Genomic DNA, 17,351 nt, shown 5'->3' with positions numbered 1-17,351 from the left:
CCAGCATGACGTCAATGCCCCCGCGCTCCCCTTCGGAACACCCGTCCGAGCCGCTCGCGCTGCCGCGTCTCGTCGACGAGGAGGCCGAAGCATTCGTTGCCGAGGCGATTGCCGAGCTGGGCCGGTCGCAAATTCCGTTCCTGATCGCTGGCACCTTCGCCGTCAGCGCCCATACCGGGATTTCGAGGCCGACCAAGGATCTCGACGTCTTCTGCAAGCCCGGCGATTACACCCGCATCCTCAATCATTTCAAGTCGCTCGGATACGCCGTCGAAATCGAGGACGATCGATGGCTGGGCAAGGTCTTCAAGGGGAAATCCTTCTTCGACGTAATCTTCTCCTCGCCGAACGGAACCATGATGGTCACCGACGCCTGGTTCGCCAATGCTCTGTTGACAGAGATCGGTGCCTCCACCTGTGCGATCGTCGCGCCTACGGAACTCGTCTGGTCCAAGGCCTTCATCCAGCTTCGCCACCGCTACGACGGCGCCGACGTCGCGCACCTGATCCTGAAGGCACATGACCGAATCGATTGGGCAAGATTGCTCGGATACATGGAAGCGCACTGGGAGGTCCTGCTCATCCACCTCCTGAACTTCCGATGGATCTATCCCTCCGAACGCGACAAGGTCCCGCTCTGGCTGATGGACGAGCTGTTGAGCAGGCTGGCGGCGCAGAGAGACCTTCCACTGCCCCTGACGAAGATCTGTCGCGGCCGAATGTACTCGCGCCCCGACTACGAAATCGATGTGAAGGAATGGGGTTTCGCCGATGTCGGAGGCGACGCCGACGTCAGCGCAGAAACTGAGGATACGGAGTCATGAGCAAGTTGAAGGTGGCCGCCGTGGCGGACCTGCATGTGAAGGAGGACCGATCGGTCTCCTATACCGACCTCTTTGCGGAAATCTCGCGCGCCGCGGACGTACTCGTGATCGCCGGCGATCTGACGGATCTCGGCAAGCCTGCGGAGGCGGAGCTTCTCGCCGCCGACCTGAAGTCCTGCACGATCCCGGTCGTCGCCGTGCTCGGAAACCATGATCATCAATGCGATGCCGTGGAGGAGGTTTCGTCGATCCTCGTCAGGGCGGGTGTGCATCTTCTCGACGGTCAGAGCGTCGAAATTTCAGGCGTCGGCTTCTGCGGAACCAAGGGTTTCATCGGCGGCTTCGGCCGGTATATGCTGGGCGCCTTTGGCGAAGCGGCGATTAAGACCATGGTCGGAACCAGCGTCGACGAAGCCATTAGGCTGGAAAACGCCTTGAGGGCTACCAGGGCGGAGCGCGCGCTCGTCGTTCTGCATTACGCGCCGATCCCTGAAACCGTTGCCGGTGAACCGAAGGAAATCTATCCGTTTCTCGGGTCGTCGCGGCTCGCGGAGACGATCGACCGCTTCAAGGTGAGCGCCGTCGTTCACGGGCATGCGCACAAGGGCGCCTATCAGGGGCAGACGCCCGGCGGCGCCCCCGTCTTCAACGTCGCCGCCCATGTGGAGAAACCGACGGGCAGGCCTTACGCCATGCTCGAACTCTGAGGCCTTTCGGACATTTTCAGGATAAACGTGTAGCGGTTTTCGTCCGGAAGCGCGCAGCTTCAAAGGAGTCCTGTCACGGCCTCAGGACGACCTTGATGCAGCCATCCTTTCTTTCGGCGAAGGTCTTGTAGAGTTCGGGGCCGTCGTCGAGCGCGCCGCGGTGGGTCACCACGAAGGACGGATCGATCTCGCCCTTCCGGATGCGGTCCAGGAGCAAAGGCAGATAACGCTGAACGGGGGTCTGGGCCATCCGAAGCGTCAGGCCGCGGTTGATCGCCGAACCGAGCGGCACCTTGTCGAGATAGCCGCCATAAACGCCGACGACGGAGACCGTGCCGAAATTCCTGCAGCAATGGATCGCCTGCCGCAATACATGCGGCCGGTCCGTTCCCATGAAGGTCGCCACCTTCACGCGGTCGACGAGCGAATCCAGGCTTGCGCGGCTGTCCGCCTCCGTTCCCACGGCGTCGATGCAGGCATCTGCGCCCCGGCCGTGGGTGATCTCCATGATCCGGTCATAGATATCCTCCGCCATGTAGTCGAGGGTCATGGCGCCGGCGGACTCCGCAAGCCTCAGGCGCTCCGCGATCGTATCGATGGCGATGACCCGTTCGGCGCCGAGCAGAAAGGCCGACCGGATCGCCATCTGCCCGACTGGGCCGCAGCCCCAGATCGCAATCGTCTGCCCGGGTTCGATGTTGCAGAACTCCGCCGCCATGTACCCGGTGGGGAAAATATCGGAGAGGAAGAGCGCCTGCTCGTCCGTAAGTTCGTCGGGAACCTTGATCGGCCCGACATCGGCGTGCGGCACGCGCAGATACTCCGCCTGTCCGCCGCTATAGCCACCGAGGAGATGGGAATAGCCAAAGAGGCCCGCGGGTGAATTGCCCCAGAGCTTCGCCGCCTTTTCCCGGTCGGGATTGGTTCGCTCGCAGGCGGAATAGAAGCCCTTCCGGCAGAAGAAGCACTCGCCGCAGGCGATGGTGAACGGAACGACCACCCGGTCGCCGACCTGCAGGCCGGCCGCGCCCTTGCCGACCTCCACGACCTCGCCCATGGTTTCATGGCCGAGGATGTCGCCATTCTCCATGGATGGAATAAGGCCGTGAAAAATATGAACGTCCGATCCGCAAATCGCACAGGCGGTGACCTTGATGACGGCGTCGCGGTCATCCTCGATCTTCGGATCGGGCACGCTCTCGCACCGGATATCGCCTTTGCCGTGCCATGTCAGGGCTTTCACGTCGGAGCTCCTTTTCGATCGCTGGAAGAAAAAGAAAAGGACGGGCGCTGCTCGTCCTTTCACATTTTTCCAAACACGGAGCCTAGGCGGGTGTTCCCTGGAGCCGGGCAGATCACACGACGAGCACGAAATCGCCCGCCGTCAGACCCGGTTGCGTCGAAAGCACGGCGAACTGCACGGCCGTATGACCGGAAAGGCTGCCGTCGGCGTCGTAGTAGAGCGCACCGCTCGTCGTGTCGTAGATGATTTTCTGGTTCACGTTCTGCGCATCCGTTGCACCGGCCGCCGCGTAGAACTGCGTCGCGGCCAGTGTCCCGCCACTCAGCGTGGTGAAGACACTCTTCGACAGGAAGAGCCTGTCTCCGGCGGTGAAATCGACGACCGTGTCAACATTCCCAGCGCCGAGAGCGAAGTCGAACTGGAAAATGTCCGCACCCGCACCACCGAAGAGGGTGTCGCTTCCGCCGCCGCCCGAAAGGAGGTTCGCGTTCGCGTCGCCGCTCAGGCTGTCGTTGCCGGTCCCGCCCCAGATGTTTTCGATGTTGCGGATCGTGTCCTCGGCTACGCCGCCGACCGTGACGGTCGTATAGCTGGCGCCGTCGAGTGCGACGGAGACGGATGCGCTCTTGTCGCGGTAGCTCGCAGTATCGGAGCCCGCCCCGCCGTCGAGAATGTCCGCTCCGCCTCCGCCCGTGAGGAGGTCCTTGCCGTCATTGCCGTTAAGGGTGTTGGCGAAGCCATCGCCGGTGAGCGTATCGTTGCCCTTGCCGCCGAACACATTCTCGATATTGCGGATCGTGTCTTCGGCGACGCCGCCGACGAAGACGAAGCTATCGCTGGCGCCGAAGAGGGTCACATCGACCGACGCCGTCTTCTCCCGGTAATCCGCAGTATCCGCGCCTGCGCCGCCGTCTATGAAATCGGCGCCGAGAGCTCCCCGGAACATATTGCTCGCGGCGTCGCCGACAAGCGTGTCGTCACCGGAACCCGAGAGAACATTCTCCACACCGCGGATAATGTCTTCGGCGACTCCGCCGACGAGGACGGTCGCGTTCGTCGCGCCGTTCAGCGTAACAGTGATCGCGTCGGTCTTCTCGAGATAATCCGCGGTATCGATACCGTTGCCTCCGTCCAGCACGTCGTTGCCGAGGCCCCCTTTCAGCGTGTCGGCGCCGTCATTGCCGATAAGGACATTGGCCAGACTGTCTCCGGTGAGCGTATCGGCGGCCGAGCCGCCGGCGATGTTCTCGAAGTTGCGGATCGTATCTTCGATCACGCCGCCCACCTTGACGGTCACAGGGTTGGCGCCGTCAAGGGTCACGACGACCGATTGCGTCTTGTCCCGGTAATCGGCCGTGTCTGCCCCGCCGCCGCCGTCCAGACTGTCGGCGCCCGCACCGCCACGTATCGTATTGTTGCCGGCGTCGCCCGTCAGCACGTCGGCACCGGCACCGCTGAAGATGTTCTCGATATTGCGAATCGTATCCTCGGCAACGCCGCCGACCGTCGCAATAGCATCGGCTGCGCCCGCCAGCGTCAGGACGACACCTACCGTCTTGTCGCTGAAGTCGGCCGTATCGGACCCCGCGCCGCCGTCGATGGTATCCTGCCCACCGCCGCCCTTGAGAATGTCGCCGCCGCCGCCGCCCAGGAGGACGTTGGCCTGTGAGTCGCCGGTCAGCACGTCCGCGACGGCGCTGCCTGTGACATTCTCGATATTGCGCAGCGTGTCCTCCGCAGCGTTGCCAACGATCACCTTGGCGTCGTTAGCGCCGTTGAGCGTCACCGCTATCCCCTTGGCTGACGCCGAATAGTCGACAGTGTCGTTGCCCGCCCCGCCGTCGAAGACGTTTTGGAACCCGTCGCCTGCGAACACGTCATTGCCCGAGCCGCCGATGACGTTCTCGATGTTGCGCAGAGTATCCTCCGCGACGCCGCCGACGAAGACCGTCACCGCGTTCGACCCGGCCAGTGTCACGACGAGCGATGCCGTCTTGTCACTGTAGTCGGCCGTGTCGCTGCCGGCACCTCCGTCCAGAAGGTCGGCGCCAAGGCCGCCGCGGAACGTATTCGCGGCGGCGTCACCGGTGAGCTGGTCGTTGCCGGATCCGCCGTTGATGTTCTCGATGTTGCGAACCGTATCCTCGGCCGTCCCGCCGACCGTTGCAACGGCATAGGTCGCCCCATTGAGGGCCAGCACGACGGATTGCGTCTTATCGCTAAAGTCTGCGGTGTCGCTGCCGGCTCCGCCGTCCAGCACGTCGGCACCGAGGCCTCCGCGAAACGTATTGGCGGCTGCATCGCCGATGATCGTGTCGGCACCCGAGCCGCCGACGATGTTCTCGATCTTCGCGATCAGATCCTCGGCAACGCCGCCAACCGTTACAGTAACAGGGTTGCCGCCATTCAGCGACACGGCGATCGCCGCTGCCTTGTCGCTGTAGTCGGCGGTGTCGCTGTCTTCGCCGCCGTCAAGGGTGTCTGCGCCGCCTCCTCCCTTGAGCCAGTCGTTGCCGCGCGCACCCGAGAGCTTGTTCGCCGCCGCATCGCCGATGAGCATGTCGTCCGCCGACCCGCCGACGAGGTTCTCGATATTGCGGATCGTGTCCTCCGCGACGCCACCGACGAAGACCGTAGCCGCGTTCGCGCCGTTGAGCTGTACGACGACTGAAGAGGTCTTTTCGCGGAGATCGAAGGTATCGATCCCGGTGCCACCGTCGGCCGTGTCGTTGCCGGCGCCGCCGGACAGGGAGTCGTCGTCGGCACCGCCGTTGAGAATGTCGTCGCCTGCTTCGCCGCGCAGGATATTGCTTCGGTCGTCACCGGTCAGCACGTCGTTGCCCGAGCCGCCATAGACGTTTTCGAAGTTGCTGATCGTGTCCTCGGCGATTCCGTTCACGAAGACGGTGGCGGGTGTCGCCCCCGTCAGAGTGACAACGACGGACTGGGTCTTATCGGTATAGTCGGCCGTATCGTTCCCAGCGGCTCCGTCGAGGACGTCGTTTCCGCCGCCGCCTCGGAACAGGTTGTTTTGAGCGTCGCCCGTAATAGTGTCGTTGCCGGAGCCCCCGTAAACGTTCTCGATGTTGCTGAGAGTGTCCTCGGCCGCGCCATTGACGAAGACCGTCGCGGCGGTCGCACCGGTCAGGGTGACTATGACTGAAGTCGTCTTTTCGCGATAGTCAACCGTGTCGACGCCCGCGCCGCCGTTGATCACGTCGGCGCCTCCAAGTCCCTGAATGAAATCGTCACCGCCGAACCCGCTAATCACGTCGTCTAGATCAGTGCCGATGAGGACATTGTTTCCGGCTGTGCCGTTAATGACTGCCATGGGAATTCCTCCCTAAAAATCTCCAGTCGGGGGCCTGGATATTGCGCCCGACGCTTGGAGAATTGCTGACGTAAAAGCCGGGCACTGGTGATGTTGCGCGTCCCCTGAGTGCAAGCGGCTCGCGCGATCATTCATTTGGTACCGGCGCGGGCTGAGAAATATGTGCGTCGCCCGTCTTACCCGTCTAGATCAATATCGATTACGTGCTGAACTTGGGGCCTCGACCGTGAACACCGTGATTTCCACGGCTCTTTTCTGGGCATGCCGTCTTCTAGGCAAGACAATAGTACGGGATAATCGCACCGCCGGCTGCGGTTGGGAATATAAAGAACCATATAGTGCAGGGGGAACCGGGAGCAGGGACAAGGCCCTGGATCTCGATGATTAAGGTTGAGCCTACCGAAAATTATGAACGTGACGGACTCCGACAGGCTGAGACGCGGGCTACCGGCGGAAGACCGCAAACACTTTTCCTTATCCCACTCTAGGTGTAGCTGCAGCTCTAGAAAGCGGCCGCCGATCGGGAACCCTGCAGCAGGGCGTAGCCCCGGAAAACGAAGCATATAAGTTTCACTATATTTCGGCATCAATGATTTGGTGTGAATATGCGTTCAGTGACGTCTGGACACTCACGGACGACACGACAAAAAACCTCGGAAAAATATCACCTTTTATAGGAAAGGGGCTACCTATGCTTACACGTAGGAGAATTGTTTCCGTATGCGCGCTGGGAGTATCCTTCCTGCTGTTGCTCCCGCTTATATCGATCACTGTATTCGACGGGTCTTCCGACAAGGCCTTTGCAGACAGCCGCGATATCGGCCACAAGAAGGGCGACAAAGGAAAACAGGATAGCGGCGGTTAGTCTACGCCGACGCGTAACAAGCTCCATGCCAGCTCGGAGGCTCAAATGCCTCCGTTTTTTTCGACTTCAAGCGGCTCAAGATCTCAAGGGATTGGTGTACTGCACATGAAGCGCAGCAAGCGTGGCGCGATTGCCGATGTCCAATTTGCGGAAGATGTTGTGCAGGTGGATGCCCACCGTACCTTCGGAGGTTCCGAGTCTCGCGGCGATCATGCGGTTGGAAAGACCGCCGCAGATCAGCGCTGCGATTTCGCGTTCGCGCGGCGTAAGCAGACTGAACCTCTCCAGCGTCGCGTCGTTACCGACCTGAGACGCATTTGCCAGCAGATCGGCCGGCAGCCACTTCCCGCCCATGGCGACCTGCCGCATGCAGTCGAGCAGCGCTTCGGGCGCATATTCCTTCAGGAGAAGACCGGAGAGCCCCATCTTCAGCGCTTCCGCGACCTGCGGGCCGCTGATCGTCGCAGTCAGGAAGATCACCCTCGGCAGACGCCGCGTGCCGCGGATCGCCCTCAGGATTTCCAATCCGCCCATGCCGGGCATGGCCACGTCGAGGACGGCAATGTCCGGCTGGAGGCGGGATATGAGCGAAATCGCTTCGACGCCGCTTGCCGTTGCGCCGACGACGTCGAAGTCCGGCGCTGCGGCGATGATGTCCTGCAATCCTCGCAGGAGCAACGGGTGATCGTCGACGAGCAGCACCGAATGCATCACCTGACCTCCAGCTTCAGCGGTAGCGCGATCTTGAGCCCTAGGCCAGGAGAATTCCGGCAGACCGCCAGCTTTCCGCCAAGCTCCGCCACCCGCTGCGACAGCGAGAGGGGCTTCATCTCGAGTTCACCCGATATTCCCGTGCCGTTATCGATGATCTCCAGGTTCAGGAGCTCCGCGCTCCTGACAAAAGCTATCCGCAACAGCGTCGCTCGTCCGTGGCGCACCGCATTGCTCGCGGCTTCGGAGATCAACTGCATTATCTCGTAAAGCATCCATTTGGGCACCACGAGCGGCGCGGGTCCGTGTGACACGTCGATTGCGCAATTCCACTGCGTTCTCAACAGGTCGAGAAATTCCGGAAGTTCCTGCTCGAGCCTGGCGAGATTACCTTCCTCTCCCGGTCGGTTCTCATCCACGAATTTGCGGACGCATTGCTGCTGTTCGAGGATGAGCGAGCCCACCTCCGTCAGCTGCGTCTTTGCGCCATCCGGGATTCCTTCTCCGATCAGTTTCAATTTGAGACGCGCCGCAGTGAGGTTCTGAAGCACGCTGTCATGCAAATCGCGGGCAAGGCGCATGCGCCCCTCGGAACGGGCGGCCTGGATAAGAGCGACACGCTCGAGCTCCGTCCCGACGCGGGTGGCGATGATCTGAGACAGATCTTTCGTGTCGTCGGCGGCGTTGGCGAAGCTGACCACGAAAACGAAACCGCGATATCGAACACTGGAGAAGGCGGCGGAAAATACCTTGCGGTCCGATTGGTCGGTGTTTGCGCGGATCTGGGGCAGATCGGCGAAGAGGCCATTCAGCGCCTCGCCGCTCTTGCGATCGCGTCCGTCGTAGTGATCGGGATCGTGACGACGCCAGAAGTCGGTGTCCCTGAGATCGGCCAGTTGGAGCGTGCCGTTAGCCCAGTATGCGACGCATCCCGATTCGAATTCCTGCTCACGCCAGATGACGAGCAGATGCGCATCGCCGAGAACGCCGGATGCATGTTCCAACAGGATACTCAGCCAGGACACCCGGTCCTCGCCGATTGCGCCCGGCGGCCACTGCGCGAGTTGCGCCAGGCGCTGCCGGCTTCGTTCGCGATAGGCTCCGAAATAGCCGAGCGTCGCCGCGATGAGCACGAAATAGGTGGACCGCATGATGAAGACGTTGAGTTCCGCGTCGCCGTCGAGAAGGTCGGGAAGGCCGACCACGAGCTGGACGAGAAGGGCGATCAGTGCTCCGAGCGCTGCACCCTTCAAACCCCAGCGCATCGTCATCGCCAGGATGACGAACGGAAGAATCGAAAAGAACGGGCTCACCAGTTCGTTCGTCAGGAACGTCAGCCAGCCGACGACCGCCGCGTCGACACCATGGATCAAGAGGTGCACCGGACTGACGAACGAGTACCGCAGCGGAAAGATCACCAGCGCAGTTGCGAGGAGAAGGTAGAGGCAAAGAACGACGCGAGAACTCGTATAGAAGCGAGTTCGGCCGAGTGGGATCGAGATAGATCGCCAGAATTGCGAAAGCGGCCGTGATCACGCGACCGAGGCAGATCAGGCGTTCCGGATCGGTGCGCAACAGCCACTCGCGCGCCCCCCCGGCGAATTCCTTGGCGGGGCGGTGAGCGCGCACAGGCGCTTCATTCCGGGTCGGCTGCGTGATCGCCATGCGCAACTCTGCCTTCGCGCGATCGCGGAAGTGAAAATTTATATTAGTATGTCGCGATCTTCACTGCGAATGGCGCGAAAGTCAACGATCCTGTACCGCCTAAGCGCGCCTGAAGAGACGCGCGACGCCGGAGCGGCTTCGGCCGACCGTCGCGCGCGGCTTGCCGAGGACAAGCGCGGCGACGGCAATGCCCAGCACGCAGACAGCGGCCGTCGTTGCGACCGGGACGCGGCGGGAGGAGCGCAGCCCGCCGTCGATGCCCCCTGGCTCGGCCGGTGCCCTGAACAGATTGCCATGGCTCCTCGCCACGCGCGGCGCGCGGCTCAGATAACGCGATGTCAGCTTCGCCATGAGCCGCGGGGTCATGTTCGGCGCGACGAAATGCGCGAACCGCGTCAGGTCGGCGACGAGGCCGACGGTCAGCGACTTGCGGGGGCGCTCCGCCAGGCGCACGATCGCCCGGGCAGCGCGGCGCGCATTGTAGACGGGCGGGGGAACACTCAGCCTGCGGCCGGTGTAATTGGCGCCGTGCCCGATCCCGGGTGTGTCCATGAAGGTCGGATAGACGTCGCAGATGTGAATGTCGCGCTCGTCCGCAAGCTCCGCCCGCAGAGCTTCCGAAAAGCCCCTCAGGCCGAATTTGCTGGCGCTGTAGGCCGCAGCAAAGGGTGCAGAGGCGAAGCCGCCGAGCGAGATCATATTGATGAAAATGCCATGCCCCTGTTTGCGGAAGATCGGGATCGCCGCGTGCGCGTCGTTTAGATGGCCGATCAGGTTGGTGCGGATGACCTGTTCATGCGCTTCGATCGGCGTTTCCTCGAAGCGGCCGACGGCGCCGACGCCGACATTGCTGAACCAGACGTCTATCTTGCCGAAGCTGATCGCCTTCCTGGCCAGGTCCTTGACCGCATCCGCGTCCGTCACGTCGGTGGGGGCCACGAGAACCTCCGCCCCGAGTTTACGGCAGGTTCTGGCGACCTCGTGAAGCGCGGCCGCATCGCGCGCCGCAAGCACGAGCTTCGACCCGCGCCGGGCAAAGGCCTCGGCGGTGGCCTGTCCAACCCCCGACGACGCCCCGGTGATGACGACCACTGCATCTTCGAGAGAATTCAACATATCGCTCCTCCATCTGCCGTCCGCACGCCGGCCGCAATCACATTACAAGCATGCCCCCGCCGCCTGTGGAACCGCGAGGGAGCGAAGATGTTCCGGCAGCGCCGGCCCTTTAACGCTTCGTCTTGCCGGCGTCCGAAACCTTGCCGCGATGCGGATCCTTCAGGTTCTCGCCGACGGCGTCCCGATCGCGTTCCGGATCATCCTTGGCGGGGAGATATCCTCTCGGGCGCGTCTCCTTCGGTCCTTCCCACCGCGGCGACTGCTCGGTGGTGCCGGGCGCACCTTCCTTTGGCGTTTTCATCGTCATTCTCCATCAAGCTGCAAGGCGAACCGAACACTGTGCATCCGGAACGCACTCATTCCTGGTCTTTCATGTCGGGCAGGGGATTGCGCTGGTCGGCATCCTCCAGGTCGGACCTGACGATGTATTCATCCCTCTTCAAACGCGCCGCCTCCCGCGCGGCCTTGGCGTTCGGGATCTCGTCCGGTTCGATCGGGGGTTTGTCGGCCTCCGGGCGCAGGTCGCTGTCATTCTCGACGGGCGGTTGCACGGTCTTCACATCAAGGGGGGCCGCGGATGGGCGCTTGGCTCTCTCCATCTTACTCTCCTGCTGTTTCATTGGGTCAGGAGGGCAACGTGAAGCCGTAGGCGAAGTTCCATCGGCGGTCCTCTCAAGGCCGCCATGGCCCGGAACAAAGCCAGTCTGCCCGAGTTAGGGTCGCGTACTCGCCGGAGGCAGCGCAGCGATGCCGATCGCCATTCCAGAAGGAGCCTTGCGAAGGAGTTCGTGACCATGGAAAAATTTCCGCACCCTCCCTTTCCCCGCCAAACCCAGGAAATGCCCGGCACCACCGATCGGATGCAGCCGCTGCCCGATCACGGGGAAAACTCCTACCAGGGTTCCGGACGCCTGAAGGACAAGAGAGCCATCATCACCGGCGGGGACAGCGGCATCGGCAGGGCCGTGGCGGTCGCTTATGCGCGCGAGGGAGCGGACGTTCTCATCAGCTATCTGAGCGAGCATGACGACGCGATGGCCACCAAGGCTTTGGTGGAGGAAGCAGGCCGCAAGGCCGTGCTTGCCGCCGGCGACATCCAGTCGTCCGACCATTGCCGCAGGATTGTCGAAACGGCCGTTCGGGAGCTCGGCGGCATCGACATCCTCGTCAACAATGCGGCCCATCAGGCGACCTTCAAGAACATCGAAGACATCAGCGACGAGGAATGGGAGCTGACGTTCCGAGTCAACATGCACGCGATGTTCTACCTGACCAAGGCAGCGGTGCCGCACATGAAGAAGGGCAGCGCCATCATCAACACCGCCTCCATCAATGCCGATGCTCCCAATCCGATCCTGCTTGCCTATGCGACCACCAAGGGCGCGATTCACAATTTCAGTGCCGGTCTCGCTCAGATGCTGGCCGAGCGGGGAATAAGGGTGAACGTCGTGGCTCCGGGACCGATCTGGACGCCGCTTATTCCCTCCACCATGCCCGAGGATACGGTCACGAATTTCGGCAAGCAGGTGCCGATGAAGCGTCCGGGGCAGCCCGTGGAGCTCGCCTCGGCCTATGTCATGCTCGCAGACCCCATGTCGAGCTACGTGTCCGGTGCGACGATCGCCGTGACCGGCGGCAAGCCGTTCCTCTGAGCGGCCGGCGGTCGGCGAACGGCTCGTCGATTGCACCCGAATGAAATGTACATTTCATCTTGATTTTCTTCAGAATTCGTATTCCATTTCCTCCCGGCTTCGCAGTCGCCCGAGGGAGGTACTTTTCATGAAACGCATATTGTCCGCTGCCGCACTGGCTCTCTTCGCCAGCGCGGCCAACGCCGAAAACATCGGCATCACCATCGCCCGCTCCGACAGCGCATTCCTGACCATCCTGCGCGACGGCATGCAGGACCAGGCCGCCAAGCTCGACGGCATCACCGTCCAGGTCGAGGATGCGCAGAACGATCCGAGCCGGCAGCTCGATCAGGTGCAGAACTTCGTCTCCTCCGGCGTCGACGCGATCATCGTCATCGCCGTCGATGGGGACAGCACACCTGCGCTGACCAAGATGGCGAGCGACGCGGGCATCCCGATCGTCTACGCGAACCACCCGCCGGCCGATGTCGACAAGCTACCCGAAACGGCTGCTTTCGTCGGCTCCAACGAGGTCGATTCCGGCACGCTGGAAACGAAGGAAGTGTGCCGGCTGCTCGGTGGCAAGGGCGCGGCCTATGTTCTCATGGGACCGCTCAACAATCACTCCTCGCTCGTCCGAACGAAGGACATCCATGACGTGATCGCCACGGACGAGTGCAAGGGCATGAGCGTCATCGAGGAGCAGAGCGCCAATTGGGATCGTCTCGAAGCCGCCAACATCATGACCAACTGGCTTTCGACCGGACGGGAGTTCGACGCCGTGATCGCCAATAACGACGAGATGGCCATCGGCGCTATCCAGGCCATGAAGGCGGCGGGCGTCGACATGTCCAAGGTCGTCGTAGGGGGCATTGACGCAACGCCGGACGGCCTGGCCGCCATGGCTGCCGGCGATCTGGACGTCACCGTCTTTCAGAATGCGATCGCCCAAGGGGCTGCCGCCATGGACGCCGCCGTCGCCCTTTCGCGCGGCCAGAAGACCGAACGGCAGATCTGGGTTCCCTTCGAACTGGTGACGCCGCAGAACATGCAGGACTACGCCACGGCCAACCAGTAGGCCCTGGTTCCCGGGACCTCATCCAGTTCTCGTCCGCCGGCCGCTTTTCCCCTCGCACCGCCTGCAGGGAAAGCGGCCGGCAGGTCGGACGACTGTTTCGCCCGGCCTCGTCGCACCGTTTGACAGCGACGAGAGTCACTTCGGGGAAAACCGGCAACCATTCGTGAATTTCATTCACAGGCATTGCGACTGGCGAGGTGCTTCTCGCGGCCGGGCGGCTGCAGCATATTGCACTGCGAAACGTCAACCATCGCCAACGTCTTCGAGTCCCGCTTCGCGACCGCGAATGGCGGGCGGAAAGGATTTGCCATGCCTTTGGCCATCTTCGCATTGACGATCGCGGCCTATGCGATTGGAACCACCGAATTCGTGATCGTCGGTCTGCTGCCGACGGTCGCGACCGACCTCGCAATTACGCTGCCGCTTGCCGGCCTCATCGTCAGCGTCTACGCGCTCGGCGTCACCTTCGGCGCGCCGGTCCTGACGGCGCTGACCGGGCGGATCGAACGCAAGCCGCTGCTTCTCGGGCTGATGGCGCTCTTCATTGCCGGGAACACGGCCGCGGCGCTCGCACCGAACTATGAAGTGCTGCTCGTCGCACGGGTGCTTTCGGCCTTCGCCCACGGCGTCTTCTTCTCGGTCGGCTCGACGATCGCCGCCGATCTCGTACCGGAGAACCGCCGCGCTTCCGCGATAGCCATGATGTTCATGGGATTGACGGTCGCGATCGTCACCGGCGTTCCTATCGGCACCTATATCGGCCAAATCTTCGGGTGGCGGGCGACGTTCTGGGGCGTTGCGGCGCTCGGTGTCGTCGCCTTTGCCGGCATCGCCGCCCTCCTTCCGGGCACGCTCACCAAAGCCGCGCCGGCGAGCCTTCTCGATCAAGTGCGGGTGCTCGGTTCCGGCCGTCTGCTCATCGTCTTCGCCATGACAGCGCTCGGCTATGGCGGCACCTTCGTCGCCTTCACCTTCCTGGCGCCGATCCTGCAAGAGGTCACCGGCTTTTCCGAACGGAGCGTCAGCCTGATCCTCGTGCTCTACGGCGTCGCCATTGCCATCGGCAACATCGCCGGCGGGCGGATCGCCAACACCAATCCGGTCAAGGCGCTCGTCGGGCTCTTCCTGCTCCAGGCGCTGGTGCTGGTGATCTTCTCGTTCACCGCCATCTCGCCGGTGCTGACGCTCGTGACGCTCGCCGCGCTCGGCTTCCTGTCCTTCGCAAACGTACCGGGTCTGCAGCTCTACGTGGTTCAGCTTGCCAAGGAGCACCGGCCCGGTGCCGTCGACGTCGCCTCGGCGCTGAACATCGCCGCCTTCAATCTGGGTATCGCGCTCGGCGCGTGGCTCGGCGGCTTGGTGGTCGCCTCTCCGCTCGGCCTCGCTGCCACGCCATGGGTCGGTGCCATTCTCGTTTCGGGCGCGCTCCTGCTCACGCTTTGGAGCGGCGTTCTCGACCGCCGCGAAACGGTGTGCGGCGAGCCCGCCACCGTCAGCGGCTGAGATTGCGAAACATCGCGCTGCCGCCGGAATTGCGGCAGCGCACAATTCATCATTGCATCGGCAGCAGCCGGTCCGTATAAAGCCGGTACTCACCCCGGACCCGGTGAAACCCCGGGTGGCTCTTCTGGCCGCCGATCCGCCAGACAACGCAACAGCATCAAACCATGACGAGCCGGCCTCCCGCCGGCCTGGTGTGCTACTCTTGCGAAGAAAATCATGAAACTGACACTTGCCAGCTATAAACGCGAATGGTTCTCCAATATCCGCGCCGACGTCCTATCGGGCATCGTCGTGGCGCTTGCACTGATCCCGGAGGCCATCGGCTTCTCGGTCATCGCCGGCGTCGATCCGAAGGTCGGCCTCTTCGCCTCCTTCGCCATCGCCTGCGTCTCCGCATTTACCGGCGGCCGGCCGGGGATGATCTCGGCGGCAACGGCCGCCACCGCCGTCCTGATGGTGACGCTCGTCAGGGATCACGGCCTCCAATATCTCTTTGCCGCCACCCTGCTGATGGGGCTCATCCAGATCGCAGCCGGCTTCCTGAAGCTCGGCCGGGTGATGCGCTTCGTCTCCCGTTCGGTTATCACCGGCTTCGTCAATGCGCTTGCGATTCTGATCTTCATGGCGCAGCTTCCGGAACTCATCGGCGTGCCGCACGTGACCTATGCGATGATCGCGGCGGGGCTCGCGATCATTTACCTGTTTCCTTACGTCACCAGGGCGGTTCCCTCGCCGCTCGTCGCCATTGCCGTTCTGACCGCGGTGGCCCTATGGACCGGCATGGACATCCGCACGGTCGGCGATCTCGGCGAACTGCCGTCGACCCTGCCGATCTTCGCGCTGCCGCAGGTGCCGCTCACCTTCGAAACGCTGCAGATCATCTTCCCCTATTCCGTGGCGCTTGCCGCCGTCGGGCTGCTCGAATCCCTTCTGACCGCTCAGATCGTCGACGACATGACGGACACGACGAGCAACAAGAGCCAGGAATGCATCGGCCAGGGCGCCAGCAACATCGCCTCCGGTCTCATAGGCGGGATGGGCGGCTGCGCCATGATCGGCCAGTCGGTGATCAACGTCACCTCCGGCGGGCGCGGGCGGCTCTCGACCTTTGTCGCCGGCGCCTTCCTTCTCTTCCTTATCCTCGTCCTCGACGACCTCGTCCGCATCATTCCGATGGCCGCACTCGTGGCTGTCATGATCATGGTCTCGGTCGGCACCTTCTCGTGGCGCTCCATCCTCGACCTGCGCCGCAATCCCCTGCCCTCCTCCGTCGTGATGCTGGCAACCGTCGTCACCACGGTCGGCACCCATGATCTCGCAAAGGGCGTTCTGGTCGGGGTGCTTCTGTCGGGGGTGTTCTTCGCCGGAAAGGTCGCCCGCCTCTTCCATGTCCGCTCGATGCTCGACGAGAGCGGCACGGTACGCACCTACCATGTCGACGGCCAGATCTTCTTCGCCTCGACCGAGGGTTTCATCGGCGCCTTCGACTTCGCCGAGCCGTTGGAAAAGGTCGTCATCGACGTCGGCGAGGCGCATCTGTGGGACATCACCGCAGTCGGCGCACTGGACAAGGTGGTGCTTAAATATCGCCGCCACGGCGTAACCGTCGAGGTGATCGGCCTCAACGAGGCCAGCGCTCATATGCTCGACCGCTTCGCCGTGCACGACAAGAGCGAAGGCGCGGCGCTCACCGCAACACATTGAATTCACGAGACCCCGGGTCGGACAGGATCAGCCCGGGGTCTCGTCCACAAGGACACGGGTTGCCCTTCCGGCGAGCACGGCCGCCTGCGGCTTTTCATTTAAAGTAAGACGGAACGATACCGAAAAAGTACCCTGCGGCTCACGACTACAGCAGCGTACCGCCGAGACACTCCCGCAGGTTCTCTACTATCTCCGCGATCCAGACATCGTTCATCAGCTCCAGCGGCGCATTGAATGAAATCGCAACATTCACTTCGTATTGGCCACGTCGCGGGACCGGTAGGCCGATGCCGCCCTCGCCGGGCAAATAATAGCCCATATTGACCGCATAGCCGCGACCGCGCGCCTCGCTTACCAGTTTCGTCACGACACCGGCATCGACGTGTCGCAGCGCCGGGTGCGTTGCATAGCGCTCGGAATTCGCTTCGATGATCTGTGCCGCATTGTCCTCGGGCAGCATCGAAAGCAAGGCCACGCTTCCCGCGGCAACGCCCATGGGCACGCGCGCGCCCACGCCCATCGTGAACTGCCTGCGCGTGGATCGGCTGACCATTTCGGCGCAAACGGCATCCACGCCTGCCTGCACCATCAGGTAGACAGTGAACCCGGTGCGCCGCGCGAATTCGGTCATGCCGGGCCGGATCAGTTGGATCTGGGACTCCAGCCGCTCCTGCCGTTTGGCGAGCATATGGATGGCCGGGCCCAGCCGGTAGTGCCCGTAGCGCCCCGCCGCCTCGGCAAAGCCTTTCTGCAGCAGCGCGGCGACACTGCGGTGGGCGGCCGACTTCGCGCTCCCCGTCCTTCGGGCAATTTCGGCCAGACTCAAGCCGTCCGGCCCTGCATCCCCGAGGACGATCAGTATCTCCAGTGCCCTCTCGGCGTTGAGGGAGGAGGCGACGCTTCCAGACATGATGTTACTTTCATTACATTCCTATAATCGGAACGATATAGGCGTTTTCGTCTCGATTAAAGG

At 62.7% G+C, this 17,351-nt stretch carries 13 protein-coding genes, 1 pseudogene and 1 other annotated feature; of the genes and pseudogenes, 6 read left to right on the top strand and 8 right to left on the bottom strand.

Annotated features, from left to right (window positions below; all coding sequences use genetic code 11):
• The first annotated feature begins 5 nt into the window (after positions 1 to 5).
• Together AC5J09_RS11335 and AC5J09_RS11330 are read left to right on the top strand one after the other, a co-directional pair.
• Positions 6 to 824: a hypothetical protein gene (locus tag AC5J09_RS11335; RefSeq protein ID WP_324764380.1), complete on the top strand. Its 819-nt coding sequence runs from the start codon at positions 6 to 8 to the stop codon at positions 822 to 824.
• Positions 821 to 1,531, top strand: coding sequence for a metallophosphoesterase family protein (locus AC5J09_RS11330; RefSeq protein WP_018095956.1), 711 nt, complete (start codon positions 821 to 823; stop codon positions 1,529 to 1,531). Before AC5J09_RS11335 ends, AC5J09_RS11330 begins: the two co-directional genes overlap by 4 nt.
• 73 nt (positions 1,532 to 1,604) lie before the next feature.
• Here the strand turns inward: AC5J09_RS11330 and AC5J09_RS11325 are convergent, their stop codons facing one another.
• The 7 genes and pseudogenes from AC5J09_RS11325 to AC5J09_RS11295 all read right to left on the bottom strand — a co-directional run bounded on the left by AC5J09_RS11325 (position 1,605) and on the right by AC5J09_RS11295 (position 11,061).
• Entirely contained in the window at positions 1,605 to 2,774 is a 1,170-nt protein-coding gene (locus AC5J09_RS11325) for a zinc-dependent alcohol dehydrogenase (protein ID WP_494297618.1), read from the bottom strand.
• 112 nt (positions 2,775 to 2,886) lie between these two features.
• Entirely contained in the window at positions 2,887 to 6,105 is a 3,219-nt protein-coding gene (locus AC5J09_RS11320; RefSeq protein ID WP_324764382.1) for a beta strand repeat-containing protein, read from the bottom strand.
• A gap of 940 nt (positions 6,106 to 7,045) precedes the next feature.
• Positions 7,046 to 7,681 (bottom strand): response regulator transcription factor, encoded by a 636-nt coding sequence (locus tag AC5J09_RS11315; protein WP_324764383.1) that lies wholly within the window; start codon positions 7,679 to 7,681, stop codon positions 7,046 to 7,048.
• Positions 7,681 to 9,346: pseudogene (locus AC5J09_RS11310) on the bottom strand (sensor histidine kinase). The gene AC5J09_RS11315 and the pseudogene AC5J09_RS11310 overlap by 1 nt, the downstream one beginning before the upstream one ends.
• A gap of 99 nt (positions 9,347 to 9,445) precedes the next feature.
• Positions 9,446 to 10,462, bottom strand: coding sequence for an SDR family oxidoreductase (locus AC5J09_RS11305; protein ID WP_324764385.1), 1,017 nt, complete (start codon positions 10,460 to 10,462; stop codon positions 9,446 to 9,448).
• A 109-nt stretch (positions 10,463 to 10,571) separates the two neighbouring features.
• On the bottom strand, positions 10,572 to 10,763 hold the full coding sequence (locus AC5J09_RS11300) for a hypothetical protein (protein ID WP_003532118.1): 192 nt from the start codon (positions 10,761 to 10,763) through the stop codon (positions 10,572 to 10,574).
• Between the two features lie 55 nt (positions 10,764 to 10,818).
• Complete coding sequence (locus AC5J09_RS11295; RefSeq protein WP_324764386.1) at positions 10,819 to 11,061, bottom strand: hypothetical protein; 243 nt, start codon at positions 11,059 to 11,061, stop codon at positions 10,819 to 10,821.
• A gap of 195 nt (positions 11,062 to 11,256) precedes the next feature.
• On the opposite strand from AC5J09_RS11295, the gene AC5J09_RS11290 reads away from it, so the two are divergent.
• The 4 genes from AC5J09_RS11290 (at position 11,257) to AC5J09_RS11275 (ending at position 16,378) form a co-directional block, all read left to right on the top strand.
• Entirely contained in the window at positions 11,257 to 12,114 is an 858-nt protein-coding gene (locus AC5J09_RS11290) for an SDR family oxidoreductase (RefSeq protein ID WP_324764387.1), read from the top strand.
• A gap of 127 nt (positions 12,115 to 12,241) precedes the next feature.
• Positions 12,242 to 13,171: a sugar ABC transporter substrate-binding protein gene (locus AC5J09_RS11285; protein WP_324764388.1), complete on the top strand. Its 930-nt coding sequence runs from the start codon at positions 12,242 to 12,244 to the stop codon at positions 13,169 to 13,171.
• 309 nt (positions 13,172 to 13,480) lie between these two features.
• Complete coding sequence (locus AC5J09_RS11280; RefSeq protein ID WP_324764389.1) at positions 13,481 to 14,674, top strand: MFS transporter; 1,194 nt, start codon at positions 13,481 to 13,483, stop codon at positions 14,672 to 14,674.
• A gap of 93 nt (positions 14,675 to 14,767) precedes the next feature.
• Positions 14,768 to 14,823: a sequence feature (sul1 is cis-regulatory element that is thought to sense ions involved in sulfur or methionine metabolism; They are found in Alphaproteobacteria), on the top strand.
• A gap of 67 nt (positions 14,824 to 14,890) precedes the next feature.
• A complete protein-coding gene (locus tag AC5J09_RS11275; RefSeq protein ID WP_100670946.1) occupies positions 14,891 to 16,378 on the top strand; it encodes a SulP family inorganic anion transporter in 1,488 nt (495 codons plus the stop codon).
• A gap of 145 nt (positions 16,379 to 16,523) precedes the next feature.
• On the opposite strand, the gene AC5J09_RS11270 is transcribed toward AC5J09_RS11275, so the two are convergent.
• Positions 16,524 to 17,288 carry an IclR family transcriptional regulator gene (locus AC5J09_RS11270; RefSeq protein ID WP_324764390.1) on the bottom strand — a complete coding sequence of 255 codons (765 nt, stop codon included), beginning with the start codon at positions 17,286 to 17,288 and terminating at the stop codon, positions 16,524 to 16,526.
• Positions 17,289 to 17,351: the final 63 nt, after the last annotated feature.

The sequence above is a fragment of the Sinorhizobium sp. genome (assembly GCF_059070375.1).
Note: the sequence above shows the minus strand (reverse complement) of the source record. Positions and strands in the feature narration are given on the sequence as shown.

What these genes read in the sequence shown, in the direction of transcription:
- AC5J09_RS11285 (WP_324764388.1), top strand. Translation starts at nt 12,242, where the DNA reads ATGAAACGCATATTGTCCGCTGCCGCACTGGCTCTCTTCGCCAGCGCG.
- AC5J09_RS11320 (WP_324764382.1), bottom strand. Translation starts at nt 6,105, where the DNA reads ATGGCAGTCATTAACGGCACAGCCGGAAACAATGTCCTCATCGGCACT.
- AC5J09_RS11295 (WP_324764386.1), bottom strand. Translation starts at nt 11,061, where the DNA reads ATGGAGAGAGCCAAGCGCCCATCCGCGGCCCCCCTTGATGTGAAGACC.
- AC5J09_RS11330 (WP_018095956.1), top strand. Translation starts at nt 821, where the DNA reads ATGAGCAAGTTGAAGGTGGCCGCCGTGGCGGACCTGCATGTGAAGGAG.
- AC5J09_RS11280 (WP_324764389.1), top strand. Translation starts at nt 13,481, where the DNA reads ATGCCTTTGGCCATCTTCGCATTGACGATCGCGGCCTATGCGATTGGA.
- AC5J09_RS11275 (WP_100670946.1), top strand. Translation starts at nt 14,891, where the DNA reads ATGAAACTGACACTTGCCAGCTATAAACGCGAATGGTTCTCCAATATC.
- AC5J09_RS11305 (WP_324764385.1), bottom strand. Translation starts at nt 10,462, where the DNA reads ATGTTGAATTCTCTCGAAGATGCAGTGGTCGTCATCACCGGGGCGTCG.
- AC5J09_RS11315 (WP_324764383.1), bottom strand. Translation starts at nt 7,681, where the DNA reads ATGCATTCGGTGCTGCTCGTCGACGATCACCCGTTGCTCCTGCGAGGA.
- AC5J09_RS11270 (WP_324764390.1), bottom strand. Translation starts at nt 17,288, where the DNA reads ATGTCTGGAAGCGTCGCCTCCTCCCTCAACGCCGAGAGGGCACTGGAG.
- AC5J09_RS11300 (WP_003532118.1), bottom strand. Translation starts at nt 10,763, where the DNA reads ATGAAAACGCCAAAGGAAGGTGCGCCCGGCACCACCGAGCAGTCGCCG.
- AC5J09_RS11290 (WP_324764387.1), top strand. Translation starts at nt 11,257, where the DNA reads ATGGAAAAATTTCCGCACCCTCCCTTTCCCCGCCAAACCCAGGAAATG.
- AC5J09_RS11335 (WP_324764380.1), top strand. Translation starts at nt 6, where the DNA reads ATGACGTCAATGCCCCCGCGCTCCCCTTCGGAACACCCGTCCGAGCCG.